This window comes from Bacillus sp. KNSH39 (assembly GCF_052656585.1).
This window is the reverse complement of the sequence record NZ_JBQXYO010000001.1, coordinates 3,890,001-3,916,998: the sequence shown is the minus strand read 5'-3', so window position 1 is coordinate 3,916,998 and position 26,998 is coordinate 3,890,001. Positions and strand designations below refer to the sequence as shown.

Annotated in this window: 27 protein-coding genes and 2 rRNA genes (1 of these 29 running past the window's edge); 1 reads left to right on the top strand and 28 read right to left on the bottom strand. The window is 37.0% G+C overall.

What is annotated here, in order from left to right; genetic code table 11:
- Nucleotide 1: 1 nt before the first annotated feature.
- From spoVT to metG, 17 genes are all read right to left on the bottom strand, one after another.
- Entirely contained in the window at nt 2-538 is a 537-nt protein-coding gene (spoVT, locus tag ACUL40_RS19980; RefSeq protein WP_000648302.1) for a stage V sporulation protein T, read from the bottom strand.
- Nucleotides 539-674: 136 nt separating this feature from the next.
- Nucleotides 675-4,205, bottom strand: coding sequence for a transcription-repair coupling factor (gene mfd, locus ACUL40_RS19975; protein ID WP_000579688.1), 3,531 nt, complete (start codon nt 4,203-4,205; stop codon nt 675-677).
- 105 nt (nt 4,206-4,310) lie between these two features.
- Nucleotides 4,311-4,535, bottom strand: coding sequence for an anti-sigma-F factor Fin family protein (locus tag ACUL40_RS19970; protein ID WP_000399438.1), 225 nt, complete (start codon nt 4,533-4,535; stop codon nt 4,311-4,313).
- 70 nt (nt 4,536-4,605) lie between these two features.
- The gene (pth, locus tag ACUL40_RS19965; protein WP_000767702.1) at nt 4,606-5,166 is read right to left on the bottom strand and encodes an aminoacyl-tRNA hydrolase; all 561 of its coding nucleotides are present in this window, start codon (nt 5,164-5,166) and stop codon (nt 4,606-4,608) included.
- A gap of 72 nt (nt 5,167-5,238) precedes the next feature.
- Complete coding sequence (locus tag ACUL40_RS19960; RefSeq protein WP_000107420.1) at nt 5,239-6,192, bottom strand: ribose-phosphate diphosphokinase; 954 nt, start codon at nt 6,190-6,192, stop codon at nt 5,239-5,241.
- An 18-nt stretch (nt 6,193-6,210) separates the two neighbouring features.
- On the bottom strand, nt 6,211-7,590 hold the full coding sequence (glmU, locus tag ACUL40_RS19955; protein ID WP_000071041.1) for a bifunctional UDP-N-acetylglucosamine diphosphorylase/glucosamine-1-phosphate N-acetyltransferase GlmU: 1,380 nt from the start codon (nt 7,588-7,590) through the stop codon (nt 6,211-6,213).
- Nucleotides 7,591-7,902: 312 nt separating this feature from the next.
- Nucleotides 7,903-8,196, bottom strand: a complete 294-nt coding sequence (spoVG, locus tag ACUL40_RS19950; protein ID WP_000454041.1) for a septation regulator SpoVG — start codon at nt 8,194-8,196, stop codon at nt 7,903-7,905.
- A 152-nt stretch (nt 8,197-8,348) separates the two neighbouring features.
- The gene (locus ACUL40_RS19945) at nt 8,349-8,723 is read right to left on the bottom strand and encodes a RidA family protein (RefSeq protein ID WP_000869815.1); all 375 of its coding nucleotides are present in this window, start codon (nt 8,721-8,723) and stop codon (nt 8,349-8,351) included.
- A 120-nt stretch (nt 8,724-8,843) separates the two neighbouring features.
- Nucleotides 8,844-9,692, bottom strand: coding sequence for a pur operon repressor (gene purR, locus ACUL40_RS19940; RefSeq protein WP_000702466.1), 849 nt, complete (start codon nt 9,690-9,692; stop codon nt 8,844-8,846).
- Between the two features lie 54 nt (nt 9,693-9,746).
- Nucleotides 9,747-10,616 (bottom strand): 4-(cytidine 5'-diphospho)-2-C-methyl-D-erythritol kinase, encoded by an 870-nt coding sequence (gene ispE / locus ACUL40_RS19935; RefSeq protein ID WP_000772104.1) that lies wholly within the window; start codon nt 10,614-10,616, stop codon nt 9,747-9,749.
- Nucleotides 10,617-10,812: 196 nt separating this feature from the next.
- Complete coding sequence (gene sspF, locus ACUL40_RS19930) at nt 10,813-10,992, bottom strand: acid-soluble spore protein SspF (protein ID WP_002094215.1); 180 nt, start codon at nt 10,990-10,992, stop codon at nt 10,813-10,815.
- A 91-nt stretch (nt 10,993-11,083) separates the two neighbouring features.
- The gene (veg, locus tag ACUL40_RS19925; RefSeq protein ID WP_000044347.1) at nt 11,084-11,344 is read right to left on the bottom strand and encodes a biofilm formation stimulator Veg; all 261 of its coding nucleotides are present in this window, start codon (nt 11,342-11,344) and stop codon (nt 11,084-11,086) included.
- A 226-nt stretch (nt 11,345-11,570) separates the two neighbouring features.
- Entirely contained in the window at nt 11,571-12,434 is an 864-nt protein-coding gene (gene yabG / locus ACUL40_RS19920) for a sporulation peptidase YabG (protein WP_000242868.1), read from the bottom strand.
- A gap of 110 nt (nt 12,435-12,544) precedes the next feature.
- On the bottom strand, nt 12,545-13,423 hold the full coding sequence (gene rsmA / locus ACUL40_RS19915; RefSeq protein ID WP_000651548.1) for a 16S rRNA (adenine(1518)-N(6)/adenine(1519)-N(6))-dimethyltransferase RsmA: 879 nt from the start codon (nt 13,421-13,423) through the stop codon (nt 12,545-12,547).
- Nucleotides 13,420-13,977: a ribonuclease M5 gene (rnmV, locus tag ACUL40_RS19910; RefSeq protein WP_000692835.1), complete on the bottom strand. Its 558-nt coding sequence runs from the start codon at nt 13,975-13,977 to the stop codon at nt 13,420-13,422. Before rnmV ends, rsmA begins: the two co-directional genes overlap by 4 nt.
- A gap of 214 nt (nt 13,978-14,191) precedes the next feature.
- Nucleotides 14,192-14,959: a TatD family hydrolase gene (locus ACUL40_RS19905; protein ID WP_000895851.1), complete on the bottom strand. Its 768-nt coding sequence runs from the start codon at nt 14,957-14,959 to the stop codon at nt 14,192-14,194.
- A 166-nt stretch (nt 14,960-15,125) separates the two neighbouring features.
- Entirely contained in the window at nt 15,126-17,108 is a 1,983-nt protein-coding gene (gene metG / locus ACUL40_RS19900) for a methionine--tRNA ligase (RefSeq protein ID WP_445423119.1), read from the bottom strand.
- 485 nt (nt 17,109-17,593) lie between these two features.
- Between metG and ACUL40_RS19895 the strand changes: the two genes are divergently transcribed.
- Complete coding sequence (locus tag ACUL40_RS19895) at nt 17,594-17,878, top strand: AbrB/MazE/SpoVT family DNA-binding domain-containing protein (protein WP_000843036.1); 285 nt, start codon at nt 17,594-17,596, stop codon at nt 17,876-17,878.
- Between the two features lie 20 nt (nt 17,879-17,898).
- Here the strand turns inward: ACUL40_RS19895 and rsmI are convergent, their stop codons facing one another.
- From rsmI to ACUL40_RS19840, 11 genes are all read right to left on the bottom strand, one after another.
- Nucleotides 17,899-18,774, bottom strand: a complete 876-nt coding sequence (gene rsmI, locus ACUL40_RS19890) for a 16S rRNA (cytidine(1402)-2'-O)-methyltransferase (RefSeq protein WP_000267821.1) — start codon at nt 18,772-18,774, stop codon at nt 17,899-17,901.
- On the bottom strand, nt 18,743-19,033 hold the full coding sequence (locus tag ACUL40_RS19885; protein WP_000414350.1) for a GIY-YIG nuclease family protein: 291 nt from the start codon (nt 19,031-19,033) through the stop codon (nt 18,743-18,745). The genes rsmI and ACUL40_RS19885 overlap by 32 nt, the downstream gene beginning before the upstream one ends.
- On the bottom strand, nt 19,020-19,760 hold the full coding sequence (locus ACUL40_RS19880; protein ID WP_001055366.1) for a tRNA1(Val) (adenine(37)-N6)-methyltransferase: 741 nt from the start codon (nt 19,758-19,760) through the stop codon (nt 19,020-19,022). Before ACUL40_RS19880 ends, ACUL40_RS19885 begins: the two co-directional genes overlap by 14 nt.
- 82 nt (nt 19,761-19,842) lie before the next feature.
- Complete coding sequence (gene yabA / locus ACUL40_RS19875) at nt 19,843-20,193, bottom strand: DNA replication initiation control protein YabA (protein WP_000412063.1); 351 nt, start codon at nt 20,191-20,193, stop codon at nt 19,843-19,845.
- A gap of 14 nt (nt 20,194-20,207) precedes the next feature.
- A complete protein-coding gene (locus ACUL40_RS19870; RefSeq protein ID WP_000272429.1) occupies nt 20,208-21,035 on the bottom strand; it encodes a PSP1 domain-containing protein in 828 nt (275 codons plus the stop codon).
- Between the two features lie 5 nt (nt 21,036-21,040).
- Entirely contained in the window at nt 21,041-22,024 is a 984-nt protein-coding gene (holB, locus tag ACUL40_RS19865) for a DNA polymerase III subunit delta' (protein ID WP_000169561.1), read from the bottom strand.
- Nucleotides 22,025-22,059: 35 nt separating this feature from the next.
- Entirely contained in the window at nt 22,060-22,686 is a 627-nt protein-coding gene (gene tmk, locus ACUL40_RS19860; protein ID WP_000677221.1) for a dTMP kinase, read from the bottom strand.
- A gap of 1 nt (nt 22,687) precedes the next feature.
- The gene (locus ACUL40_RS19855) at nt 22,688-24,109 is read right to left on the bottom strand and encodes an aminotransferase class I/II-fold pyridoxal phosphate-dependent enzyme (protein WP_001075300.1); all 1,422 of its coding nucleotides are present in this window, start codon (nt 24,107-24,109) and stop codon (nt 22,688-22,690) included.
- Between the two features lie 71 nt (nt 24,110-24,180).
- Nucleotides 24,181-24,360 (bottom strand): sigma factor G inhibitor Gin, encoded by a 180-nt coding sequence (locus ACUL40_RS19850; protein ID WP_000776278.1) that lies wholly within the window; start codon nt 24,358-24,360, stop codon nt 24,181-24,183.
- 189 nt (nt 24,361-24,549) lie between these two features.
- Nucleotides 24,550-24,665: ribosomal RNA gene (gene rrf, locus ACUL40_RS19845) — 5S ribosomal RNA — on the bottom strand.
- 49 nt (nt 24,666-24,714) lie between these two features.
- A 23S ribosomal RNA gene (locus ACUL40_RS19840) occupies nt 24,715-26,998 on the bottom strand (it continues 638 nt past the right edge of the window).

The window sequence follows — 26,998 nt, the reverse complement described above, 5'->3', positions numbered from 1 at the left end:
CTTACTGTTCCATTTGTTTCGCTAAGAAACTGGCAGCAGTATTAACCGCTTTATGCTCGATCTCGCTTATAATGGCTTCTTTTGAAAAAATAATGACGGCTCCAATCGGATCTCCGTTTGCAACAATCGGTCCAACTGTATAAGAATGAACCTTTTCTGTTACACCATCAATAATGGAAATATCACTTTCATCCGTCATAATAACAGACTTTCGTTCTTCCATCGTTTTTTCAATTAGATCGCCAACACTTTTATTTAAGTATTCTTTTTTCGATACGCCTGATACTGCGATGATAGAATCTCGATCACACACAAGCACATTATGTCCTAAGCTGTCATATAAAGCATCAGCATATTCTTTTGCAAAATCACCTAGCTCACTAATTGGAGAATATTTCTTTAAAATTACCTCTCCATCGCGATCAACAAATATTTCTAGTGGGTCTCCTTCTCGAATACGTAAAGTTCTACGAATTTCCTTCGGGATTACTACCCTGCCTAAATCATCAATTCGACGTACGATTCCAGTTGCTTTCATTCTAATGCTGCCTCACTTTCTACTGATGATCAAAGTGGTGAATTTACCTGTTCATGTAAAAATCACCAACTGTTAGACATAGTATTTTACACATTAGTTCTTCTATGCACGTCGAATTGTATTTTTTTATCTTATTTTAGGCATTTATTACTTCTTTTTTTACATCTGGTAAGCCTTTTAATAAATTTTCAGCAATTGTTAACCACTTCGATGTCTCTAAGCCATTTGTTTTCATAACAATTTTCAATTGAGATCCTTCCATTCCTAAACCGATCATACGTCCAAAACTATTTCCGAGCATGAATAATTTTCCACCATCAATATTTTGACTTGCTTGTTCAGAAAACAGGAATGTTACTTCAAATTTATTCTGCTTAATTAATTCAATTTGTTCTTTCATTGCCAACACTTTAATATTTGCAATTTGTAATAAATAACCAACTTCTTGTGGATAATCGCCAAATCTATCGATCATTTCTTCCTGCAATTCTTCAATATCCTCAATTGCAGAAACACCTCTAAATTGTTTATACATCATAATTTTTTGCTTACTATCTGAAATATAAGCATCTGGTAAATATGCATCTACCTCTAAGTCAATTTCAACATTAACTATATTTTCAGCCCCATCTGTTCCTCTACGCTGTTCAATTGCATCTTTTAACATTTGCGAATATAGATCAAATCCGACAGAATCAATAAATCCATGCTGTTCTGCCCCTAACAAATTACCTGCTCCACGAATAGATAAATCTCTCATCGCAATTTTGAAACCAGATCCAAGTTCCGTGAACTCTTTAATTGCTTGTAGACGCTTCTCTGCAACCTCTGACAGCACTTTGTCACGTTTATACGCAAAGTATGCATACGCAACACGATTAGAACGTCCAACACGCCCACGAAGCTGATACAACTGTGATAATCCCATACGATCTGCATCAAATACAATTAACGTATTTACATTCGGAATATCTACACCCGTCTCAATAATTGTTGTACTTACAAGAACATCATGCTGTCCTTCTAAAAATGATAGCATAACAGACTCTAATTCGCTTTCGTTCATTTTCCCATGTGCGTACGTTACGCGGGCATCTGGAACTAACATCGAAATTTCATCTGCTTTTCTTTCAATATCCTCTACACGGTTATATAGGAAGTAAACTTGACCACCTCTTGCAAGCTCTCGCTCTATTGCCTCTCGCATTAACGCTGGATTATACTCGACTACATACGTTTGGACTGGGAAACGATTTTCTGGTGGTGTCTCAATAACAGATAAGTCGCGCACACCAAGCATAGACATATGAAGCGTCCGCGGAATCGGAGTTGCCGTTAATGTTAATACGTCAACATTTGCCTTCAATTGTTTAATTTTTTCTTTATGTGTTACACCAAATCTTTGTTCTTCATCAATAATAAGAAGCCCTAAATCTTTATACGTAACATCTTTAGATAAAATACGATGTGTTCCGATTACGATATCTACTGTTCCATCCTTTAAGCCCTTAATTGTTTCATTTTGTTGTTTTCTCGTACGGAATCTACTTAATAAGCCTATATTGATCGGATAATCTTGAAAACGCTCTCGAATTGTTTCATAGTGTTGCTGCGCAAGAATCGTTGTCGGTACTAAAATTGCAACTTGTTTTTCATCCATAATTGCTTTAAATGCCGCACGAATAGCCACTTCAGTCTTTCCATACCCTACGTCACCACAAAGGAGCCTATCCATCGGGCGTCCGCGTTCCATATCTTTTTTAATCTCGTCAATAGAACGTAACTGATCCTCTGTCTCTTGATATGGGAAAGAGGATTCGAACTCTTGTTGTTCTGCCGTATCTGGCGTATATGCATAGCCTTTTGAAGCTTCGCGCTCAGCATATAGTTTAATTAGGTCATCCGCAATGTCTTGTACAGATTTTTCAACTTTCGTTTTAACCTTTTTCCAATCATTACCGCCTAATTTATAAACTTTCGGATCCTTACCTTCAGATCCTACATATTTTTGGACTTGATCAATTTGTTCAATTGGAACGTATAGCTTATCATTACCTTGATATTTAATATTTAAATAATCTTTGTGAACACCATTAATCTCTAATGTCTCAATACCTAAAAATTTACCTATACCATGATTTACGTGAACTACATAATCTCCAACTTTTAATTCCGAATAACTTTTAATACGTTCAGCATTCGATAACTTTTGTTTACGTTGTGATTTTTTAACTTTCTTATGAAAAAGCTCCTTTTCAGTAATGACAACAAGCTTTTGCATCGGCATTTCAAATCCTGCATGTAAATCACCTACAGCAATTTGTAACCTTCCAGGCAATAAGATATCTGTACCTTCTACAATATCTGCCTCAATATCATAATCACTTAAAATATGTTGTAATTTTTTCACACGTTCATCATCTGTTCCAAGTACAACAGTCGTAAAATGCCCTTCATTCCATCTATCAATTTCTGTTTTTAACAAATTCATCTGTCCATGGAAATCTTGCATTGTTTTACATGTTACATTAACAATATTTTGCGGATGTGTGTGTGCGATATGACGCAAGAATAACGTTAAATATACAAAACTTCTTTTTTTATGATGAAGAAACCCCTCGAATGGGTGAGAGAAAGATAAATCTTGAATAATTGTTCCTTCACCAAGAAGCGATATATACCATTCCGCCTCTTCTGTTTCAAGATGCGATGCTGTTTCTTGAATACGGGAAATCTCGTCTAAAATTACAACACCGTCTTCTGGTAAATAATCTATCAGACTAGCAGGTTCTTTATAGAAAATAGATAAGTATTTAAACATCTGTTCTATACTTTGCCCGTTTTTCAACATCTCAATTTCATGACTTACCGTCTCAAGCACTGTAGTCTTTAGTTTATCATCAGAAAGTTTTTGCATCGTCTTAGTTAAACCTTCTTCAAGATGCTGAATTCCTGATTTTAATTCTTCCTGTGAAAATAAAAACTCTGTTGCCGGACCAAACCTAACGCTTTCTTTTTTACCTTGAGAACGCTGTTCATCCACATCAAATAATCGAATAGAATCGACTTCTGTATCAAAGAATTCAATACGAAATGGTAGTTCTTCAGTTAAAGGATAAATATCTAATATTCCCCCACGCAAACTGAACTCCCCTGGAGCTTCTACCATCGACTTACGTTCATAGCCAATATGATGTAAAGTATGCAAGAGCGCATCTAAATCAATCTCTTGCCCTAGATTGATTTCAACTTGCTTTTGCTTCCACAATTCTTTTATTGGTAAAAATCTACGCAATCCTGCCACTGGCGCTACAATGATTCCATTCTCTCCCGCAGCCAAGCGATTTAACACTTCTATACGTTGCGCCTTCAATTCTGGACTTGCAACCCCAATTTCCGATGCTATCAGTTCATTCACTGGATATAGCCACACATCTTTTTCACCAAGTAATGCCACTAAATCTTCATGTACTTTTTGTGCTTGGTATAAGTTATGTGTCACGATTAATTGTGATTTTTTTGTTTTTTTATATAAAGCCGCCATTAATAACGAACGAGAAGACGTTGCCATCCCTGATATAAGTTGTTCTTTTAACCCATCTTCTAATCCATTAATAACCGATTGTATCTCTTCATTTTTATAAAATTGCTCTAATAAACCTATCATTTTTAAAACTCCTCTCAACATAAAGAGCAAGTCATTCTATTTTATGCAAATATTTTGGAAAAGGAAAACAGAAAAATGCTTTGGACATGCCAAAGCGACAACATTTTATTGCAGAAATTTTTCATACTCATAATACTCAGGATAAGATGCGAGCGTTTCTTGACACGATTCACAAATCGTTTTTATATATATATTTCCATTCTCATGAAAATGAATCATTTCTACTACTTCTTGCTCTGTTAGTTGAAATAAAACGTCGCTATATACTTTTTCTGCGTTAATGGAGCCTACATTACCTCCGCAGTGTCTGCAATAATAATACCCTTCCATACTAGCCTCCTAAAAATTCAATTACTACTAGTATGGGTAAAACAAAAGAGAAATATTCCCAATCTCATTTTTAACTATTGAAAGTATTCATGATTTGGAGAAAAGGCTTATTTAGCCACTCTTCACATGCATCCGCTGCTTTTTCAATAGAATGGTTAACATCCGGAATCTCTTCAGATGTAAAGCGTCCTAATACATAATCGACTACCTTCATTCCATTTTTCGGGCGATCGATTCCCATACGGATACGTTGAAATTCTTGTGTTCCTAGGTGCGAAATCGTTGACTTTACACCATTATGTCCACCAGCACTACCTTTCATGCGAAGACGCAATTTACCTACAGGAATGTCCAAATCGTCGTACATAACAACGAAGTCCTCAACATCAATTTTATAATAATCCATGAGTGGACGAATACTTTCCCCAGATAAGTTCATGTATGTTAGCGGCTTTAATAAGATTACCTTTTCTCCATTAACAAACCCTGCACCAAATACACCTTTAAATTTTTGTTCATTCAAAGAAATGTTCCAACGCTTCGCAAGTTCATCAATGGCCATAAATCCAATATTATGCCTTGTTAATTCATATTCTCTACCTGGGTTCCCAAGTCCTACTATCAATTTCATTCTTGTACCACTACTTTCTTTTTTCGATACGAAAAGACGTAACCAATTTTGGTTACGTCTCATTCTATCCAATTAATTGAATAATACACTCACAGATTCTTCTTCGTATACACGAATGATTGCTTCTCCGATTAATGGAGCAACTGAAAGTTCATGTACTTTGTCGATTTTCTTCTCTTCTGGTAATACGATAGAGTTCGTTACAACTAACTCTTTAATATTTGAATTTTGAATACGCTCAATTGCTGGACCAGATAATACTGGGTGTGTACAGCAAGCATATACTTCAGAAGCACCGTTCTCAACAAGAGCGTTTGCTGCTAATGTAATTGTACCAGCTGTATCAATGATGTCATCAATTAAAATCGCTGTTTTACCTTCAATATTACCGATAATGTTCATTACCTCTGATACGTTCGGGCGAGGACGACGCTTATCAATAATAGCGATTGGCGCTTTTAGACGATCTGCCATTTTTCTTGCACGAGTTACACCACCATGGTCAGGAGACACGATTACGATATCTTTAAGACCTTTTGTTTCAAAGTAATCTGAAAGAATCGGTACACCCATTAAGTGGTCGATTGGGATATCAAAGAATCCTTGAATTTGTGGAGCATGTAAATCTAGAGTGATTACACGAGTTGCACCTGCTGTTTCAAGCAAGTTTGCTACAAGTTTCGATGTAATTGGTTCACGAGAACGCGCTTTACGGTCTTGACGCGCATAACCATAGTAAGGAATAACAATATTAATTGTTTTCGCAGATGCACGTTTTAATGCATCAATCATAATAAGTAATTCCATGATATGTTCGTTTACTGGGAAGCTTGTAGATTGAATAATGAATACATCGCAACCACGGATACTTTCTTCAATGTTAATTTGAACTTCTCCATCACTAAAACGATCAACAGAACATTTTCCTAGCCCTACTCCAATATGCTTTGCAATCTGCTCAGCAAGTTCCTTATTAGAGTTTAAAGAGAATACTTTCAAATTAGAATTTAGATATTGAGTCGACATCTAGATTAACCCTCCACATTATGATTTTTTCTTATTCAGCAATTGATCAACATAGTCTTCTTTGTTAACTTGACGTGCACGTGCTACCGATAATGCTTTTGATGGAACATTCTCTGTAATTGTAGAGCCTGCTGCCACATAAGCACCATCTTCAACTGTTACTGGAGCAACAAGGTTTGAATTACATCCAATAAATACCCCATTACCAATCACAGTTTTGAATTTATTCTTACCGTCATAGTTCACCGTAATTGAACCACAACCAAGATTCACGTCTTCTCCAACTTGTGCATCCCCGATATAACTCAAGTGTGAAGCTTTACTTCTATTACCAAAGACAGTTTTTTTGATTTCCACGAAGTTTCCAACGCGTACTTCGTCTCCAATAACTGAATCTGGGCGAATATGTGCAAATGGACCAACCGATACTTCTGTACCAAGCTTACTATCATGTACAGTAGATTGTCGAATTGTCGTACGATCTCCAATTTCACTATCGCGAATTACTGTATGCGGTCCAATTTCACAATCAGAGCCAATTACAGTGTTCCCCTCAATAATTGTTCCTGGATGAAGAACTGTATCACTACCGATAACTGCATCAGCAGAAATATAAGTGTTACTTGGATCAATAATTGTAACACCGTTTACCATGTTCTTTCGGTTGATACGGTTTTTCATAATAATTTCCGCTTGCGATAGAGCGACTCTGTCGTTAACACCTAACGTTTCGTCGAACTGCTCTGTTTGATAAGCTGATACGATATGACCTTCATTTTTTAAAATCTCAATAACATCTGGAAGGTAATATTCACCTTGCACGTTATCATTTGAAACTTTAGAAAGTGAAGCAAATAAAGCCTTATTATCAAAACAATACGTACCTGTATTGATTTCTTTAATAGCTAATTCTTTCTCATTTGCATCTTTATGCTCAACAATCTTTTCAACATGACCATTCTCATTACGAACAATACGGCCATATCCAGCAGGCTCTTCTATGTATGCTGTTAGCACCGTCGCCATTGCTCCTGCTTCTTTATGTTGCTGAAGTAATGCTTCCATTGTTTCAGCAGTTATTAGAGGCGTATCACCACAAATAACTAAAGTTGTTCCTTCTTCATTTGCAAGTACACTTGCAGCTTGATCTACAGCATGTGCTGTACCAAGTTGTTCTGCTTGTAATGCAAATTCACTTACGTTCCCTAGCTGTTCTTGTACCATTTCAGCACCATGTCCAACAACCGTTACAAGTTTCTGCAATCCTAATTGAGATACTTGATCGACTACGTGTTGTACCATAGGTTTTCCACATACAGGATGCAGCACTTTGTATAGCTTAGACTTCATACGTGTGCCTTTACCTGCAGCTAGAATCACTGCAAATCTGTTTGACATATAGACCCTCCATCGCAACCTATTTATCCATTAAAGATATTATCCTAAATCATCATATATTTCAAGAAACACATTTTAACTATTAAATTTTACCATAATTCTTATAAGATGTTTTACTCTTTAGTATCTTTTTTAAGAAATAAGCTATACTATTTAAAATGATTTTGAAAAAATTAGTAGTTTCTTCTTTTTATGTTAATAAATTATGCAGTTTCCAAATATAAAGCAAAAAAAACAAACCCCTGTAAATGCTTACAGGAGTTTGCTACAAAATTATAAGGCTTTTTGTCAAAAGCCCTTTTCATTCGAATTTTACGAAGCACCTGCTTCTTCAAACTCAACCTCTTCTAACTCGCCTAAACGATGATACTCTGTTAAAACCGCATCTTGAATTTTAGAGCGTGTACCAGAATTAATTGGATGTGCAATGTCACGGAACTCTCCATCTGGAGTACGTTTACTTGGCATTGCTACAAATAATCCATTATTACCATCAATTACACGAATATCATGAACAACAAATTCATGGTCTAGAGTAATAGAGGCAATTGCTCTCATGCGGCCTTCTGTGTTTACGCGGCGTAATCTTACGTCAGTCACTTCCATCTTGTGTTCACCACCCTTTTCTAAATAAGCGATATATTTGTATAAATTCCACAAATTTTCTATTTTCCCTTTAATTTTTTAAAAATTTTTAAGATAAAAATTTTTAAAGTAGTTGAATATAGAGATTAGTGGAGGTTATCGCTTACAAAAGGTTACTTAACTAGGGCGATTACTTCAATTTCAACGGAAACATCTTTCGGTAATTTTGCTACTTGCACACAAGATCGAGCTGGTTTATGAGTAGAGAAATAAGAGCTATACACTTCATTCACAGCATTAAAATCATCCATGTCCTTTAAAAATACTGTTGTTTTTACGACTGTATCAAATGAAGCACCTGCTTCCTCTAATACCGCTTGTAAATTTTGAAATACTTGTTCTGTTTGTACTGTTACATCTCCTGTTACAAGCTCCCCATTTGCCGTCAATGGAATTTGTCCTGAGCTATAGAACATGTTATTTACAATAATCCCCTGTGAATAAGGTCCAATTGCTTGTGGTGCCTTGCTTGTTTGAACAACTTTCATACTTTTCACCCTTTTATTATTTATTTTACTCTTTAAAAATAGTGTACGAAAGGCAGTTTGTCCATCTATTTTATAATCTATAAATAAAATAAAAAAAGATAGAGCTATCTGCTCTATCTTTTATTCCGCCTCTACAAGCCCTTCATCAAATGGCGCAAGAGAATAATTCCCTTTTTCCACTTGAATCGTTTTTTCTTTCACATCAACTTCCGATAGACGAATTAATGATACAAAATTATTAATTAGTCGTTCTTCAATATCTGTGGATTCTACTAATACACCAATACCAACAACATTAGCCTTGAACTCTTCTAACATACTCATCATACCTTGAATTGTTCCGCCAGCTTTCATGAAGTCATCAATAATTAAAACATTCGACCCTTCTGGAAGACTGCGTTTTGCTAACGTCATTGTTTGAATTCGTTTAGAAGAACCCGACACATAGTTAATACTAACAGTCGGACCTTCTGTTACCTTATTATCTTTCCTTGCAATTACAACTGGTACATCTAAGTAATTTGCCACTGCATAAGCAAGTGGAATCCCCTTCGTTGCCACCGTCATAACTGCATCAATTGGTTGCCTAGCAAAAACAGAAGCAAACAAACGACCTGCGCCATTAATATGGCGAGGATTACTCAATAAATCTGTCATGTATAAGTAACCGCCAGGCAAAATACGATCTGGGTTTTCAAATAAGCCACAAAGCTCATCAATAATTAGATCTGCCTCTTCTTCACTTATATACGGTATATATTTCACTCCTCCTGCTGCTCCTGGTATCGTTTGCAATGTGCCGACCCCTTGTTGTTCAAACGTTTGCTTAATAATAACTAAATCTTCACTAATGGAAGACTTAGCCGATTGATACCTTTCAGCAAAAAAAGTGAGAGATACTAGCTGACGAGGGTTTTGTAGCAAGTAATAAGTCATATCGACTAATCTTGTACTTCTTCTAATTTTCATACTCTCACCTCAAATCACGAATATTCTAAACAAATCATAACGTATTATACGTCTTTATTCAAGCGTTTCTCGCTCTCCTAATAAACGTACCGCATAGACTTGTTCACAAAATCCTTTTAATCCGTTATAAATGCGATGCATTCGTGAATCATGGTGTACAAGTCCAAATACAGTTGGACCACTTCCACTCATTAATACAGCATCCGCTCCAAATCGCTTCATCTGTGATTTAATACGGGCAACTTCAGGATGCATTCCAAATGTTACATCTTCTAAAACGTTACCAACAGTATCACAAATTCCTTTATAATCACCAGAATTTATGACATCAACCATTTTATCTACATTCGGATGTGTAACTCGATTTAACTTTAAATTTCCATACACATCAGCAGTAGATACACCTATATGTGGTTTCGCTAAAATAACCCAACAAGAAGGCGGAGTCTTTATATGCTCAATTTTCTCTCCTCTTCCAGTGGCAATTGCTGTGCCTCCGTATACACAGAACGATACATCTGATCCAATTTCTGCGCCAAGCTCTGCTAACTCATCAATTGTAAGCCCTAAATTCCATAATTTATTAAGACCACGTAATGTCGCTGCTGCATCACTACTTCCACCTGCTAATCCAGCTGCTACTGGAATCGTTTTTTCAATAGTAATAGATACACCTTTTTTTACATTAAACTTCTCTTTTAATAATTTCGCTGCCTGATAAGCTAAATTTCGTTGGTCGTCTGGGACATACCGATTATGGGATAAAATTTCAATACGGTCTTCTGCTAATTCCGTTAGTTCTAGACGATCTGCTAAATCAATGGTTGTCATAATCATTTTCACTTCATGATATCCGTCTTGTCTTTTTCCCAGTACATCTAACGACAGATTAATCTTTGCTGGTGCTTTCACTAGTAGCTTCAATCTATTCACCCACTCTATGTACTCAATCTTTTATCGTTTATTTTACCATAAATTTATAGTAAGACGATGACACTTCCCTAATTATAACGAAAAGCATTCAGAATGAAACTACTTATGTAAAATGATGGCACCTTTTAGAGTACAAAAAGCCGAGGAATGTCTCCTCGGCTACCGTAGCATAGAAAGTATCTTACAACTACTGGTTTCGTTTCATTAATTGCTGTTCTGCAATTTCTATAGCACGTTTCACCATGTTACCAGCATCTTTCGCACGAATTCCGCCCCATCCTTCTTTCTGAACAACATCATAAAAGCCAAGCTCTTTTGCTAGCTCTTCTTTAAATTGGTTTGACATGACACCTCTTCGTCTACTCAATGCAGAGTCCCTCCTTATTTTGCTACGGTATAGTTAGTATGCAAAATAATATAGCTTTTCATTTATGGGAATATATGTAATGATATACGGATTATAAAATGACCTCATTATGAGGGTCTCCATAAAATGTTAACTCTACTGTCTCTGTTAAAACATCTGCATAACTATAAGATACACGTTGCAACGCATCTTCTTGTTGATCTAATTGTACAACAAAAACGGAACGGTATGTTTCTGCTAGTACACCTGATTGCTCCACAGTTTTTCTTCTTCCACTATTTGCTTTTAACATAAGTCGCTGTCCAAGATGGTGATCTAATTCGCTTTTAATTTCATCTAAACGTTTTGACATATACTTCGCTACACCTCGCTGTAATTTAGATTGAACACTTAAAGCACGATATATCTATCCTAATTATTAACCGCGATTCACAGCTAATATCATCCTGCGTTTGAATAGATAGAAGAAATACTATATTGTAAAAGTATCATTACGTAGTCTGCACGTTCTTACCTCTTTTTATCCAAATTCATTTAAATCCTTCCATACAAAAAAGCAAGATACATATGTATCCTGCTTACTCTTCGTAATGTTGAAAAGGTAATCCCGTTCGTAAAATCCCTCTCGTTTCAATTCCACCTAGTCCCTTTTCACCAGTAATTGTATTACGTACGACATCCCATACATTGACTCTCTCCATAAATGAAGTAAAACTAATTTTACCAACTACATATACAGGATCTAGTGCATGAATATTAATTCTAGATGGTGAACTAGCGAAATTGGCCCCTGCACGAATTAGTGCCTCAAAATGTGATTGACATGCCCCAGCAAAAATAACAAGTTGATCCAATGATGGATATTTTTTTCGCACTTCACGAACAGCCTGTACAAAATGTCTTGAATGCCTATATGCCGCTAAATCTCCCTTCACTCCTTTTGATTTTGTATATGCATCATGCCCTGTAATAACGAGAATGTCTGGGCGAAAGTGATCTATTAAGTCTACTACTTTTTCATGCATCTCCGTTTCTTTACAATGAATACCTTGAACAGGAACGCCAATTTTATTATATAAATCTAAGCACTTGCGCAAATATAAAGGGTCTCCATCTATATGCAATACACGTCCCGGCATTTGAAAATAATTCACCTCACTTGTGTATCCACCAGTTGAAGTATGTTCATGCCTTTGTTTCATCAGTACATAATCTTGTTGAAACAAACGATACGTGCGCTCCATTGTTTCTTTCTCACGCTTCACCCTTTTTTTATGTTCTCTTTGATCTATACTAATTAAATCTTCAAGTGGCGCATCCGCCACCAGTCTAATTTCCTCTCCAAACAATATAGCTATCTCGCCTTTTATTTCTATAATACGAAAAAGAATATCCCTCTTATGAGAATATCGTTCCACTAATTCTCCAACATGTAAAACCATTCTCCTACCTCCAAACTCATTAGGCCATCTTACCTGTTTTTAAAGTATGAATTTAAAGAGAGAAAGGTGACAAAAGGGACAGTTCAAGTTGAACTGTCCCTTTCATATTCTTATGATAATTTATGAAGAACTAATGCATTACTTAATGTTGCAAACTCTTCAATAGATAGCGTTTCGCCTCTTCGCTTTGGATCAATTCCTACTTCTGTTAAAATTCGATCCAATAATTCCTTATCTTTCGGGAAACCATTTAAATTATTTGATAAATTATTCATCAAAGTTTTACGGCGCTGTGCGAAACTTGCTCGTACTACTTCAAAGAAGAATGTTTCATCTGTCACCTCTACAACCGGTTTCGGACGCTTTAGAAGGCGAATAATTGCAGAATCAACATTTGGCTGTGGGACAAACACTGTACGCGGTACAGTCATAACTGTTTCAACTTCTGTATAATACTGAATAGCAATCGATAAAGAACCATACTCTTTCGTTCCAGGTTTAGCAGCTAAACGATCTCCAACTTCTTTTTGCATCATAACAACAAATCCACGAACTGGTAACTTTTCTTCAAGCAATTTAAATAAAATTGGCGTTGTAATATAGTATGGTAAGTTAGCTACTACCATTACATCTTGCCCTTCTTCAAATTGCTCATTAAATACTTCATGTACATCTGCTTTTAGTACGTCTTTATTAATAACTGTAACGTTACCATATGGCGCTAACGTCTCATCTAAAATTGGTAATAGTCTTTGATCAATTTCAAAAGCCACTACTTTTTTAGCACGCTTTGCTAATTGCTCTGTTAATGCACCAATACCTGGTCCAATTTCAATTGCACCACTTTCTGAACCAATTTCTGCATGATCGACAATACGATTTAATACATTTGTATCAATTAAAAAGTTTTGTCCTAAACTTTTTTTGAATGAAAATCCATACTTTTCAACAATGTCTTTTGTACGATTTGGCGTTGCGATATCCTTCATTTTTTTTCCTCCTGTATTACTTGCTTATAAGCTTCTGCAAATGATTCCTTTGAAACTTGAAACATCTGTAATCGTTTATGTAACTGTTTTGCATTTGTATAACCAATCTTTAATAGCTTACCCATTCTTTCTCTGCGGCTCTTTGCCATTTCTCCGCCCACTAAGCCTGCATCGACTAAATCACTCCAACTAATTTCACTTGTGTAAGCTTCCATTTCTTCATGTATATTCTCTAGAGCGCGGCGAATCGACTCATTAGAAGCGTGTTCGATCCCAACACCCTTTTTCCTTTTAGCAAGCGCTTCTTCCTTCGGTAAAAAGGCATGCTTACAGCCAGGAACCTTGTCAGAAATAATTTTTCGAATACGCTCTCCAGGATAATCCGGATCTGTGAAAATAATAACGCCCCTTTTTTGCTGCGCTAATTTAACTTGCTCAATAACATGATCACCGATTGCTGAACCGTTCGTTTCAATTGTATCCGCATCAACAGCACGCTTAATCGCAACTGTATCATCTTTACCTTCTACAACGATAATCTCTTTTATTTTCATGCTTGCCTCCACACTCATTTCGTCTCTACTTAGTAAAACAAAAAAATGACGACTTTTCCATTATTATTTTCCCCATTCTTATATTTTAAAAAATAGAATAGAAAAATCTTTGTTCTCTGTCCTTATTGTAACACTTCATCATTCACATTTATTTTCTTCATCACTTCTACTAGTTTTTCTCAAAATAAAAAAGAACAGGTTTCCCCATTCTTTTTTATTCAACACCAAATAAAACTTTTGCATTTTTAGTTGTCATTTCTGCTACTTCCTCATAAGAAATCCCTTTTAAATTCGCAATTTCTTCTGCTACGAGTTTTACATAACTCGGTTCATTTCGTTTCCCTCGAAATGGATGCGGTGTTAAATACGGACAATCCGTCTCTATTAACAATTTCTCTAATGGAATCTCCGTAGCAACCTCTTTCGGCTTCTTAGCGTTTTTAAATGTAACTGGTCCACCTAACGAAATTAAAAAGTTCATATCAACACATCGCTCTGCTACCTCTACACTGCCGCTAAAGCAATGCATAATGCCTCCTACTTCAGCTGCATTCTCTTCTTCTAGAATATCAACAATATCTTGAGTTGCATCGCGGTTATGTATAATAATCGGCAATTTTACTTTTTTCGCTAATGCAATTTGTTTACGGAATACTTCTTTCTGTATTTCTTTTGGAGACTTATCCCAGTGATAATCTAAGCCCATTTCTCCAAGTGCAACGACTTTAGGATGAGAAGCAAGTTCTTCTAACCAAGCTAAATGTTCTTCTGTCATGTCGATTGCATCAACTGGGTGCCACCCAACCGCAGCGTAAATAAAATCATAGGCTTCAGCTAATTCCATCGCCTTTTTTATCGTTACTTCATCAAAACCAACAACAACTGTATAAGTAACTCCCGCTTCTTTCATTCGGGCAATAACCTCTTGCAAATCTCCTTCGAATTGCTCTGCATTCAAATGTGAATGTGTATCAAACAACATAATACATAACTCCTTTTATATTGAAATCAAGTTTATTCTACAAAAATAAGTTCTTTAATAACTTAACGATAACAATACTACAATCTTAATGCAAAAATAGAGAGTGTAAAAAGAAAAAAGACGCTTCACACATGTTACACGTGAAACATCTCTTTTCTTGTCTTAATTACTTGATTTTTGTACCATTTGGTAGATTTTGGTCAATTGATGCTAATGACAATACGCCATTCTCTTCACCCGCTAAAATCATACCTTGCGATAATTCACCGCGTAATTTTACAGGTTTTAAGTTTGTTACACAAATAACCTTTTTACCTTTTAAGTCTTCCGGCGAATAGAATTTTGCAATTCCAGAAACAACTTGACGCTTTTCTGTACCTAAGTCTAGTTGAATTTTTAACAGCTTGTCTGCTTTTTTCACAGGTTCAGCAGATAGTACTTCAGCTACGCGTAATTCTACTTTAAAGAAATCATCAATTGTAATTTCTTCTACCTTCGGTTCTTCTTCTTTTTTCTCTTCTACTTTAGGAGCAGAGCTTTTCATTTGTTCTTTAATGTACTCTACTTCCACTTCCATTTCTAAACGAGGGAAAATTGGGTTTCCTTTTTCTACTTTTGTTCCAGCTGGAATGCAGCCAATTGTAGATAGACTTTCCCAAGATTTATGAGCTTCATCAGTAAGGCCAAGCTGAGCAAACATCTTGCTTGGTGCTACTGTTAAGAATGGCATAAGCATAATACCTGTTTGACGAAGTACTTCTGCTAAATGAGCCATTACAGAGGCTAACTTTTCACGATCATTCTCATCTTTTGCTAATACCCATGGTTGTGTTTCATCAATATATTTATTCGTACGACTAACTAGTTGCCAAATAGATCCTAACGCTACAGAGAACTCCATATCCTCCATTGCTTCTTCTACTTTTTTCAAAGTATCTTGTGCAAACGCTACTAACGTTTCATCAAATTCCGTCACATTTGCTTTAAATGCAGGGATTTCTCCGTTAAAGTACTTATCAATCATAGCTACTGTACGATTTAATAAATTACCTAAGTCATTTGCTAAGTCGAAATTAATACGCTCCACAAATCCTTCTGGTGTAAATACGCCATCAGATCCAAATGGAACTTCACGAAGTAGGTAATAACGTAATGCATCTAATCCGTAACGATCGATTAATGTAACTGGATCTACTACGTTTCCTTTTGACTTACTCATCTTTCCATCCTTCATTAAAATCCAGCCATGAGCAAAGACTTTCTTCGGAAGAGGTAAATCTAATGCCATTAAAATTATCGGCCAATAAATTGTATGGAAACGAACAATTTCTTTCCCAACTAAATGCACATCTGCAGGCCAGAATTTTTTATATTTCTCTTCATTTGCTGTTCCATAACCTAACGCCGTAATATAGTTAGATAATGCGTCAACCCATACGTAAATAACGTGTTTTGGGTTACCAGGAACACGAACTCCCCAGTCAAATGAAGTACGAGAAACTGCTAAATCTTCTAATCCCGGTTTAATAAAATTATTAATCATTTCATTTTTACGAGACTCCGGCTGAATGAAATGTGGATTATCTTCATAGAACTTTAATAGTCTGTCGACATATTTACCCATTCTAAAGAAATAAGATTCTTCACGAACAAGTTCTACATCATGACCACTATCTGGGCTTTTTCCTCCAACTACTTTGTCGCCTTCCATAATTGGATCTACTAATTGATGCTCTGTATAGAACGTCTCATCTTGTACAGAATACCAACCTTCATATTCATCAAGATAAATGTCACCTTGATCTACTAATTGTTTAAAGATTTTTTCGACAACATCTTTATGACGATCTTCAGTTGTACGAATAAAATCATCATAAGAAATATCCATCTTCTCCCAAAGCTCTTTAATTCCTGCAACAATGTTATCAACATATGCCTGTGGCGTAATATTTAACTCTTCTGCTTTCTTTTGGATCTTCTGTCCATGTTCATCAGTTCCTGTTAAATAATGCACATTATAACCTTGCATACGCTTATATCGTGCCATCGCATCTCCTGCTACTGTCGTATAAGCATGTCCAATGTGTAATTTTCCACTTGGATAATAAATTGGGGTAGTAATATAAAAGGACTTATTTTCCTCTGTCATTGTTTTGGACCTCCCGAATAACCTCATATGTATTTATAAACAGTATATCAAAAACTCATATATAAAGTGAAACTTTAATCAGTAGGGTTTTTGTTCCTCCCCACTAATTATTAGCCCACGTTAATTGGGCTTTTACGAGCAGCCCAAATCTAACTTATCTTCTTTACGCCAACCTAATTTTCAATTTAGGTCTTAATGCTCAATATCTTTATCATCTATTGCTCATATTTCAAAAAAATATACAATATCCACTTTTAATTTATTATTTTTTCAGAAAATAATGTAAATAATTGTGGAATTTCCTCTCAATCTATTATATATAAGAAATAAGAAATCTATAAATCTTTTTAAAAAATATAGAATTTAAGAATTGACGGAAATGTAAATGATTGGTATCATATGTCCATAGGGTATTTTGTCGAAAAATGACGAATCTAAAAATAGACTCGAAACTTATAAACTATTTATTTAGGAGGAAAAAAATTATGAAATCTACTGGTATTGTTCGTAAAGTTGATGAATTAGGTCGTGTAGTAATTCCAATCGAATTACGCCGTACTTTAGGTATTGCAGAAAAGGACGCTCTTGAAATCTATGTTGATGACGAAAAAATCATCTTAAAGAAATATAAACCAAACATGACTTGCCAAGTAACTGGTGAAGTATCTGACGGTAACCTTTCTTTAGCTGAAGGTAAAATCATCTTAAGCAAAGAAGGCGCTGAGCAAATCTTAAACGAACTTCAAGATTATATCGAAACAGCAAAATAAGCTTCTCAATTATGAGAAGCTTATTTTTTATCGACATGATAGATTTGATATACATCTCTTTTCGACAAATCTCGATCTTTAGCGACTGTTTTAATCGCTTCTTTTGAATTCATACTTTTTTCATTTATATAATATTCAATATGATCATATACCGAAAGAGATTCCCACCATTGTTCTTCTGGAGCAGGTTCTTCTGTTGAACCAGCTACTAAAATACAAAACTCACCACGTACTTCATTTTGCTTCGTCCACTCAATTGCTTCTTCGATTGTTCCTCGAATAAATTCCTCAAATTTTTTCGTTAACTCTCGACATAATACAATCTCTCTATTTCCCAACACTTCCTGCATCGAAATTAAAGTATCATCTAAACGATGAGGTGCTTCATAAAACATCATTGTAGTTTGTACATAACGAAGCTTTTCTAACTCCATCTTCCGTTCCTTTTTGTTTCTCTGCAAGAAACCATAGAAATAAAACTGCTTTGTTTCAAGACCGGATGCAATTAATGCTGTAAGGGCTGCATTTGCTCCAGGAAGCGGAATTACATGATATTGCTCAGCTACTGCCTCAACGACAATATCGTAACCTGGATCAGAAATACACGGCATACCAGCGTCACTAACAAGTGCTACATTCTTTCCATCCTCTAATTTCTCTAATAGTTTCTTCCCACTTACTTCTTTATTGTGCTCATGATAACTCGTGACAGGTGTTTCAATTTCAAAATAATTACAAAGTTTTTTCGTTTGTCTCGTATCTTCAGCAGCAATTAAATCAACTTCTTTTAAAATTCGGATTGCACGAAATGTCATATCTTCTAGATTTCCAATAGGAGTTGGTACTAAATATAAAACTCCCTTTTCATTTTGTTGAAAGCTTTTTTGTTGCCACATAGCGTTCTCCTTTTTGCATATATGCCTCTTTTTGTTTTCTCGTTAATTGCTTAAAGTAATACTCCGCTTGCATAGCTGTACGCTTATCATCGTGGGTCTCTACATATTTTAAAACGACAGGAAGCCTGACGCGTGTATACTTAGCCCCTTTGCCGCTATTATGAGTCTGAATTCTCTTTTCTATATGGTTTGTATATCCAGCATAATAACTTCCATCAGAGCACTCTACCACATAAAAAAAGTGCTTATTCTTCTCCATATAAAATTGAACGTAGCTCCTTTGTATATTCGTTATTGTTCTCATATACAACGAGAGGCGGTAAAATTTTCAAATCTGCATTTCCATCCTTAATTCCTTCAATTAACAATGTATTTGCTTCTTTTCCAACCTTAGGATAAACAAATTGCACACGCTTTGGTTCAATTTTATATTTACGCATTAATGTGACAATGTCTAGTAATCGCCCTGGACGATGTACAAACGCTACTTTCCCACCTTGTTTTACTAACTGACTACTTGCAGATACAACATCTTCTAATGTACACATAATTTCATGACGAGCTATCGCTAAATGTTCATTCATATTTTTCTCTGAAGTTTGAGGTGTTTGAAAATATGGTGGATTGCATGTAACAACATCATATTGATGACGCCCAAGTTTCTCTGGCATATCTTTCAAATCTCCATGTATGAGGTGAATTCTTTCTTCCAATCCATTGTATTGAACACTTCTTACTCCCATATCATATAAGCGTTCTTGAATTTCCACACCAGTAATATTTCCTTTTGTTCTTGTACTTAATAGAAGGGGAACAACCGCGTTACCTGTACACAAATCAAGTAAATTCCCCTTTTGAATTGGTACCCATGCAAAATCTGCGAGTAAAACGGCATCTAAAGAAAAATTAAATACTGATGGGCTTTGTATAATCTTCATGTCTTGTGCTAATAAGTAATCTAAACGTTCATCTTCATATAAATTCATATACTGCTCCTTTTCTTACCCTTAACCTACCCTATTTCATGTATAAAAAATTACCTTTCCAATTATAATTGGAAAGGTAATTTTACTTTTTATTTAAGAATGAAAGACAGAACAAACAATCTCCCTCTTTACGTACACTTCCATAATGTAGATTGCAAATATGAAAACCTTCTTGATATAGTCTCGCTAAATTGTCATAGCCTTCACCAATATCTGTTTTCGGCTTCACTTCTTTACGTTTTTGAGTTTTTTGTTTTTCTTTATTCTGCACTTCTTCAAAACGGTGTCGCAAATTGTTATTTTCCATTTTTATATGCTGGTTTTCTTCCAACAACTCTGCAAGATGCTGTTTTAACTCTCCCAACTGTTTATATAAATGTCCAATTTGCTCTTCCATACTAGAAACCGATTCAAAAATATCTTTTTTCTCCACAAGCACCCACCTCATTAATCTGTGGTTTGACTCGAAACGACCCCTTTATTCACTAACTCATCTAACGTATATTCTACTATCCGTTCCTTGTCTACTAGTTCCACTTGAATTAATCTTTCTAAAATATTTAATCCGATAACACGGCCAGTACCATGCGGGGTTTGTATACGTTGATCTAAATCAGGAAGTTGTTCCTTTGCTGCCTCATATTCATCATTCTCATATTTTAAGCAACACATTAAGCGACCACATAAACCAGAGATTTTTGCAGGATTTAATGATAAATTTTGATCCTTTGCCATTTTAATGGATACAGGTTCAAAATCCCCTAAAAAAGTAGAACAACAAAGCATACGACCACATGGACCAATACCACCTAGCATCTTCGCTTCATCACGAACACCAATTTGTCTTAGTTCAATTCTTGTTCTAAAAATTGCGGCTAAGTCCTTCACTAGTTCGCGGAAATCGATCCGACCATCCGCAGTAAAATAGAAAATAATCTTATTACGATCGAATGTATACTCTACATCTACAAGTTTCATATCAAGATTATGCTCTACTACCTTTTGTTGACAGACTTGATATGCTTCTTTGGCAGCATGTTTGTTCTCTTCAACAATGGTACGATCATTTTCATTTGCAATACGAATAACCTTTTTTAGCGGTAATACAACGTCGTTTTCATCAACTTGTTTTTTGGTAATAACTACTTTTCCGTATTCAATACCTCTTACCGTTTCTACAATGACAAACTCATTTTCAGAGATATCGAACTGGTTTGGATCAAAGTAATATACCTTTCCGGCCTTCTTAAAGCGAACACCTACTACATCATACAAAACGGTCATCCCTCCTGCAACCGCAACACTAACTGTTCGAACACAAGCTGCGCATTTACATTAGCGTTGATTCTATTTTTTGCCTCTAATATATTAAAGAGAGCTGATACAATGCGCTTCTGAGCATAGGAAAACGATTCAAACATCTCTTTCTGCTCATGAAAAACAAGACGATCTTCTTCTCCAAGTTGAACATATAATAAATCCTTATAAATAAGGAGTAACATATCTAAACCTTGCTGTAATTGTTCTTTCTCTCCAAAGTGTTTTCCCCATTTTTCTTGTACAAAAAAAATAGAGGTTTTATCTTTTTCGAGCGCTTCACATAATTTTATCACTAAAGCTCGTGCTTGTGCAAACCATTCATCACTACATAAAGCTAAAGCTTCATCAAAACTATTTGTAAGTTGAGCAGCAAGTGTCGATAAAGATGCTGTAATCCCTTCATCCTGTAATCTTCTAATTAAAGATTCCGTAGGTAACGGTCTAAACGTAACAACTTGGCAGCGAGATAAAATCGTATTTAAAATTTGATGACTTTGTTCAGTAAGTAAAATAGCAGTTGTATCACTACTTGGTTCTTCTAAAAATTTCAAAAGTGTATTTGCCGCATTTGCTGTCATACGATCTGCGTGCTCAATAATATATATTTTTTTATTTGCCTCTAATCCTGTTTTGGAAAACTCTTCTTGTAAATCATGAATTTGCTGCTTCTTAATAGATAATCCGTCTGGTTTTACAATATGTAAGTTAGGGTGGTTACCTGAATCAATTCGCTTACAGTTTGTACATACATGGCAGGGCTCTACTCCATTCCGCTCAGAACAGAGGAAACTCTTTGCCATTTGAATTGCTGTCGCAAACTTTCCTGTCCCTTTCCCTCCCTCTAACAAGTAAGCGTGGGATATACGCTCTTTTGCAATGCTATTCATCAACATTTTTACACCGATGGGTTGTATAGCAGAAAGCTGCTCCCACGTCTTCGTCATAATGCATACCTCACTTATTTCATTCTTTCCTTCTATTATAACAATTTATCTTCTATAATCTGAACAACTTCTTCTATAAGTTTTTCCATCGGTTGATCAGCATTTACCAATACAATACGATCCGAGAAACGTTCTACAACTTGTAAATACCCTTCGCGCACACTTTTATGGAAAGAGATATCTTCCATATCTAGTCGATTTACTTCACGTCCTGCATCTTTTTCAATCCGAGCCAAACCAACCTCAGGCTCAATGTCTAGATAAATTGTTAAACTAGGCATACAGTCCTCTGTTGCGAAACGATTTATTTCAAATACCTTATCCATACCCAATCCTCTTGCATAGCCTTGGTATGCTAAAGAGCTATCTATAAAACGATCACATAACACGAGGTAGTTCTCATTAAGTGCTGGCATAACTTTTTCTACTAAATGTTGTCTGCGCGCAGCAGCATAAAGAAGCGCTTCTGTACGTGCTTCCATCATCGTATATTCTTGTTTATGTAAAATCGTCCTAATGTCCTCAGAAATTGCAATACCGCCTGGTTCCCTTGTCGCCATTACCTTCTGTGCTTTTTGTTCAAAATATGGCAATAAGCTTTTAATTAACGTTGTTTTACCTGAACCTTCTGGGCCCTCAATTGTTACAAATAATCCCTTCATCCTAAAACCTACTTTCTATATCATACACTTTCATATATTTCGTATTACCTTGAAAACGAGCTCCTGCTCTTTCTAAATACATAATTTGCTCTTTATGCTCTGAAGTAATTCTCTCTCCATACATAATTAATGGAATTCCAGGTGGATACGGAATCACCATTTCCGCCGCTATCATTCCAACAGCCTCTTCTATAGATACTATCTTTGTTTCATATCCGTCTAGTTGTTTATACGTATACGGTAAAAGAGAGAATTCACCATTATAAGTATAACGAATAGATTCCCTCTTGTCTTTCACCTCATAATGTTGCAATGCTACTCGGATCATCTCTATAACCTTCATATATCCCTCATTTACTTGTAAGGGTAAAATAAATAGGACATTGTACGGATCAGCCATCTCTGTATATATACCGACCTTTTCAAATACAGACTGTAATTCGTACCCTGATAACTGACAACGAGTTTGTACGGTGACCTTTAACTCATCTTGCAACGGATATTCTAAAATGGCGATTTGGGGAATAGAACGTAATTGTTCCTTAAATCTTCGTAAAAACTCAACAATTTCACTGTGACCTTCTTCTTTTATACGCGCCATTGTAAAGCGTGCTATATCCAAGGAAGCCATAATTGGATACGATGGACTACTAGATTGTAGCATACTTAAATAAGTAGTAACCTTATCTTCGTCTACTAAATGACTATTTATATGTAAATAGGAACCCATTGTCATTGCGGGTAATGTTTTATGTGCAGAATGAACTACAATATCTGCACCATATGTTAATGCTGACTTCGGAAATGGTTCTCCCAAACATAGATGTGCCCCATGTGCCTCATCTACCAAAACAGGGATTTTATGTGCATGTGCAAAAGCGATGCTTGCCTCTAGATCCATCCCCATACCATAATAATTAGGATGCGTTAAAATAAGTGCTTTCGCATTTGGATACTTTCCAATTGCGTTCTTAATAATTTCATTACGAACTCCCACTGGTACGTTATAAGCTTCATCAATCCATGGATCTAAAAAAATGGGATTTGCTCCTGCAAGTTTTAAACCATTAATAATTGATTTATGACAATTTCTTTGTACAAGAACAATATCATGTTCCCCGCAACAAGACAAAATCATTGCTAAGTTCCCGACTGTTGAACCATTAATTAAAAAATAACTTCTCTTTGTATTATAAACTTCAGCCAATAATTGTTGTGCCTCATCTATACATTCAAACGGACTATGCAAATCATCTAGTCCTGCTAATTCAGTTACATCAATAGATAGAATACCTTTAAACTCTCTTATTGCCTCCTGAGGGAAGTTTAAACCATTCTTATGACCAGGAACATGAAAGGATAACGGCCCTCTTTCTTTAAACTCTATTAACGCCTCATATAAAGGCATACGATTTTGATTCATCTACATCTCTTCCTTATTATTCATTCTCTATCTATTATACAGAACAAAAAAAATAATAGGCATATGCCTATTTAAAAATATGATACTTCTAATTTTCGAAGCTGCTTTAAATAATATATATATTTCGGATCATCTGTCTCTGTATTCACCATATCCTTTTCACATTCATGGCATATTAAATTATTATAAACATATATACCTTCTTTTCTTTTTGTCTCACAAACAATACAAACTTCACTTTGTAATTTCATAATCTTCCCTCCCTATTTAAGTGAACCTATTTTATACTTCTAATCCTTAACAATTTACAGAAAAATATACACCCATCTTTTATATAATATGATTAACTCTTGGGCAACGTGTTTGTATTTCCATTACTTCTTTCCCATTCTTTTTAACAATACAAAAAAACACAAGTCAAATGACTTGTGTTTTTAGTTGCTTGGCGACGTCCTACTCTCACAGGGACAAGGTCCCAACTACCATCGGCGCTAGAGAGCTTAACTTCCGTGTTCGGTATGGGAACGGGTGTGACCTCTCTGCCATCATCACCAAACTATGAAGGCATATTCCTTCAAAACTAGATAACATTTGCTACATATTATATGGTTAAGTCCTCGATCTATTAGTATTCGTCAGCTCCACATGTCACCATGCTTCCACCTCGAACCTATCAACCTGATCATCTTTCAGGGATCTTACTAGCTTACGCTATGGGAAATCTCATCTTGAGGGGGGCTTCATGCTTAGATGCTTTCAGCACTTATCCCTTCCGCACATAGCTACCCAGCTATGCCCTTGGCAGAACAACTGGTACACCAGCGGTGCGTCCATCCCGGTCCTCTCGTACTAAGGACAGCTCCTCTCAAATTTCCTACGCCCACGACGGATAGGGACCGAACTGTCTCACGACGTTCTGAACCCAGCTCGCGTACCGCTTTAATGGGCGAACAGCCCAACCCTTGGGACCGACTACAGCCCCAGGATGCGATGAGCCGACATCGAGGTGCCAAACCTCCCCGTCGATGTGGACTCTTGGGGGAGATAAGCCTGTTATCCCCGGGGTAGCTTTTATCCGTTGAGCGATGGCCCTTCCATGCGGAACCACCGGATCACTAAGCCCGACTTTCGTCCCTGCTCGACTTGTAGGTCTCGCAGTCAAGCTCCCTTATGCCTTTGCACTCTACGAATGATTTCCAACCATTCTGAGGGAACCTTTGGGCGCCTCCGTTACACTTTAGGAGGCGACCGCCCCAGTCAAACTGCCCACCTGACACTGTCTCCCGGGTCGATAAGACCCGTAGGTTAGAATTTCAATACAGTCAGGGCGGTATCCCACCAGCGCCTCCACCGAAGCTAGCGCTCCGGTTTCAATGGCTCCCGCCTATCCTGTACAAACTGTACCAAAATTCAATATCAGGCTACAGTAAAGCTCCACGGGGTCTTTCCGTCCTGTCGCGGGTAACCTGCATCTTCACAGGTACTATAATTTCACCGAGTCTCTGGTTGAGACAGTGCCCAAATCGTTACACCTTTCGTGCGGGTCGGAACTTACCCGACAAGGAATTTCGCTACCTTAGGACCGTTATAGTTACGGCCGCCGTTTACTGGGGCTTCAGTTCAGAGCTTCGCTTACGCTAACCCCTCTCCTTAACCTTCCAGCACCGGGCAGGTGTCACCCCCTATACTTCGCCTTACGGCTTCGCAGAGAGCTGTGTTTTTGCTAAACAGTCGCTTGGGCCTATTCACTGCGGCTTTCCGTTAAGAAAGCACCCCTTCTCCCGAAGTTACGGGGTCATTTTGCCGAGTTCCTTAACCAGAGTTCTCTCGCACACCTTAGGATTCTCTCCTCGCCTACCTGTGTCGGTTTGCGGTACAGGCACCTTTTATCTCGCTAGAAGCTTTTCTTGGCAGCGGGGAATCAAAGACTTCGCTCCATAAGGAGCTTCCCCATCACAGCTCAGCCTTTACGATAAGCGGATTTGCCTACTTATCAGCCTAACTGCTTGGACGTGCACAACCAATCGCACGCTTCTTCTATCCTTCTGCGTCCCTCCATTGCTCAAACGATAAAGAGGTGGTACAGGAATATCAACCTGTTGTCCATCGCCTACGCCTGTCGGCCTCGGCTTAGGTCCTGACTAACCCTGAGCGGACGAGCCTTCCTCAGGAAACCTTAGGCATTCGGTGGACGGGATTCTCACCCGTCTTTCGCTACTCATACCGGCATTCTCACTTCTAAGCACTCCACCAGTCCTTCCGGTCTGACTTCACTGTCCTTAGAACGCTCCCCTACCACTGATACCATTGGTATCAATCCGCAGCTTCGGTGGTGTATTTAGCCCCGGTACATTTTCGGCGCAGAGTCACTCGACTAGTGAGCTATTACGCACTCTTTAAATGGTGGCTGCTTCTAAGCCAACATCCTAGTTGTCTAAGCAACTCCACATCCTTTTCCACTTAATACACACTTTGGGACCTTAGCTGGCGGTCTGGGCTGTTTCCCTTTTGACTACGGATCTTATCACTCGCAGTCTGACTCCTAAGGATAAGTCATTGGCATTCGGAGTTTGACTGAATTCGGTAATCCGATGAGGACCCCTAGTCCAATCAGTGCTCTACCTCCAAGACTCTTACACTTAAGGCTAGCCCTAAAGCTATTTCGGGGAGAACCAGCTATCTCCAGGTTCGATTGGAATTTCTCCGCTACCCACACCTCATCCCCGCACTTTTCAACGTGCGTGGGTTCGGGCCTCCATTCAGTGTTACCTGAACTTCACCCTGGACATGGGTAGATCACCTGGTTTCGGGTCTACGACCACGTACTAAACGCCCTATTCAGACTCGCTTTCGCTGCGGCTCCGCCTCTTCAGCTTAACCTCGCACGGG

Excerpts from the sequence above, each read along its gene's own strand:
- ACUL40_RS19970 (WP_000399438.1), bottom strand. The coding sequence starts at position 4,535 with ATGGAAGGGTATTATTATTGCAGACACTGCGGAGGTAATGTAGGCTCC.
- ACUL40_RS19855 (WP_001075300.1), bottom strand. The coding sequence starts at position 24,109 with ATGAATCAAAATCGTATGCCTTTATATGAGGCGTTAATAGAGTTTAAA.
- spoVT (WP_000648302.1), bottom strand. The coding sequence starts at position 538 with ATGAAAGCAACTGGAATCGTACGTCGAATTGATGATTTAGGCAGGGTA.
- purR (WP_000702466.1), bottom strand. The coding sequence starts at position 9,692 with ATGAAAATTAGAAGAAGTACAAGATTAGTCGATATGACTTATTACTTG.
- metG (WP_445423119.1), bottom strand. The coding sequence starts at position 17,108 with ATGACAGAGGAAAATAAGTCCTTTTATATTACTACCCCAATTTATTAT.
- ACUL40_RS19895 (WP_000843036.1), top strand. The coding sequence starts at position 17,594 with ATGAAATCTACTGGTATTGTTCGTAAAGTTGATGAATTAGGTCGTGTA.
- ACUL40_RS19850 (WP_000776278.1), bottom strand. The coding sequence starts at position 24,360 with ATGAAATTACAAAGTGAAGTTTGTATTGTTTGTGAGACAAAAAGAAAA.
- spoVG (WP_000454041.1), bottom strand. The coding sequence starts at position 8,196 with ATGGAAGTGACTGACGTAAGATTACGCCGCGTAAACACAGAAGGCCGC.
- yabG (WP_000242868.1), bottom strand. The coding sequence starts at position 12,434 with ATGGTTTTACATGTTGGAGAATTAGTGGAACGATATTCTCATAAGAGG.
- pth (WP_000767702.1), bottom strand. The coding sequence starts at position 5,166 with ATGAAATTGATAGTAGGACTTGGGAACCCAGGTAGAGAATATGAATTA.
- veg (WP_000044347.1), bottom strand. The coding sequence starts at position 11,344 with ATGTCAAAACGTTTAGATGAAATTAAAAGCGAATTAGATCACCATCTT.
- glmU (WP_000071041.1), bottom strand. The coding sequence starts at position 7,590 with ATGTCAAACAGATTTGCAGTGATTCTAGCTGCAGGTAAAGGCACACGT.
- ACUL40_RS19885 (WP_000414350.1), bottom strand. The coding sequence starts at position 19,033 with ATGGAGAAGAATAAGCACTTTTTTTATGTGGTAGAGTGCTCTGATGGA.
- ACUL40_RS19945 (WP_000869815.1), bottom strand. The coding sequence starts at position 8,723 with ATGAAAGTTGTTCAAACAAGCAAGGCACCACAAGCAATTGGACCTTAT.
- tmk (WP_000677221.1), bottom strand. The coding sequence starts at position 22,686 with ATGAAGGGATTATTTGTAACAATTGAGGGCCCAGAAGGTTCAGGTAAA.
- rsmA (WP_000651548.1), bottom strand. The coding sequence starts at position 13,423 with ATGAAGGATATCGCAACGCCAAATCGTACAAAAGACATTGTTGAAAAG.
- ACUL40_RS19960 (WP_000107420.1), bottom strand. The coding sequence starts at position 6,192 with ATGTCGACTCAATATCTAAATTCTAATTTGAAAGTATTCTCTTTAAAC.
- holB (WP_000169561.1), bottom strand. The coding sequence starts at position 22,024 with ATGACGAAGACGTGGGAGCAGCTTTCTGCTATACAACCCATCGGTGTA.
- rnmV (WP_000692835.1), bottom strand. The coding sequence starts at position 13,977 with ATGAAAATAAAAGAGATTATCGTTGTAGAAGGTAAAGATGATACAGTT.
- rsmI (WP_000267821.1), bottom strand. The coding sequence starts at position 18,774 with ATGTGGCAACAAAAAAGCTTTCAACAAAATGAAAAGGGAGTTTTATAT.
- mfd (WP_000579688.1), bottom strand. The coding sequence starts at position 4,205 with ATGATAGGTTTATTAGAGCAATTTTATAAAAATGAAGAGATACAATCG.
- ACUL40_RS19880 (WP_001055366.1), bottom strand. The coding sequence starts at position 19,760 with ATGAATTTATATGAAGATGAACGTTTAGATTACTTATTAGCACAAGAC.
- ACUL40_RS19905 (WP_000895851.1), bottom strand. The coding sequence starts at position 14,959 with ATGTTGTTTGATACACATTCACATTTGAATGCAGAGCAATTCGAAGGA.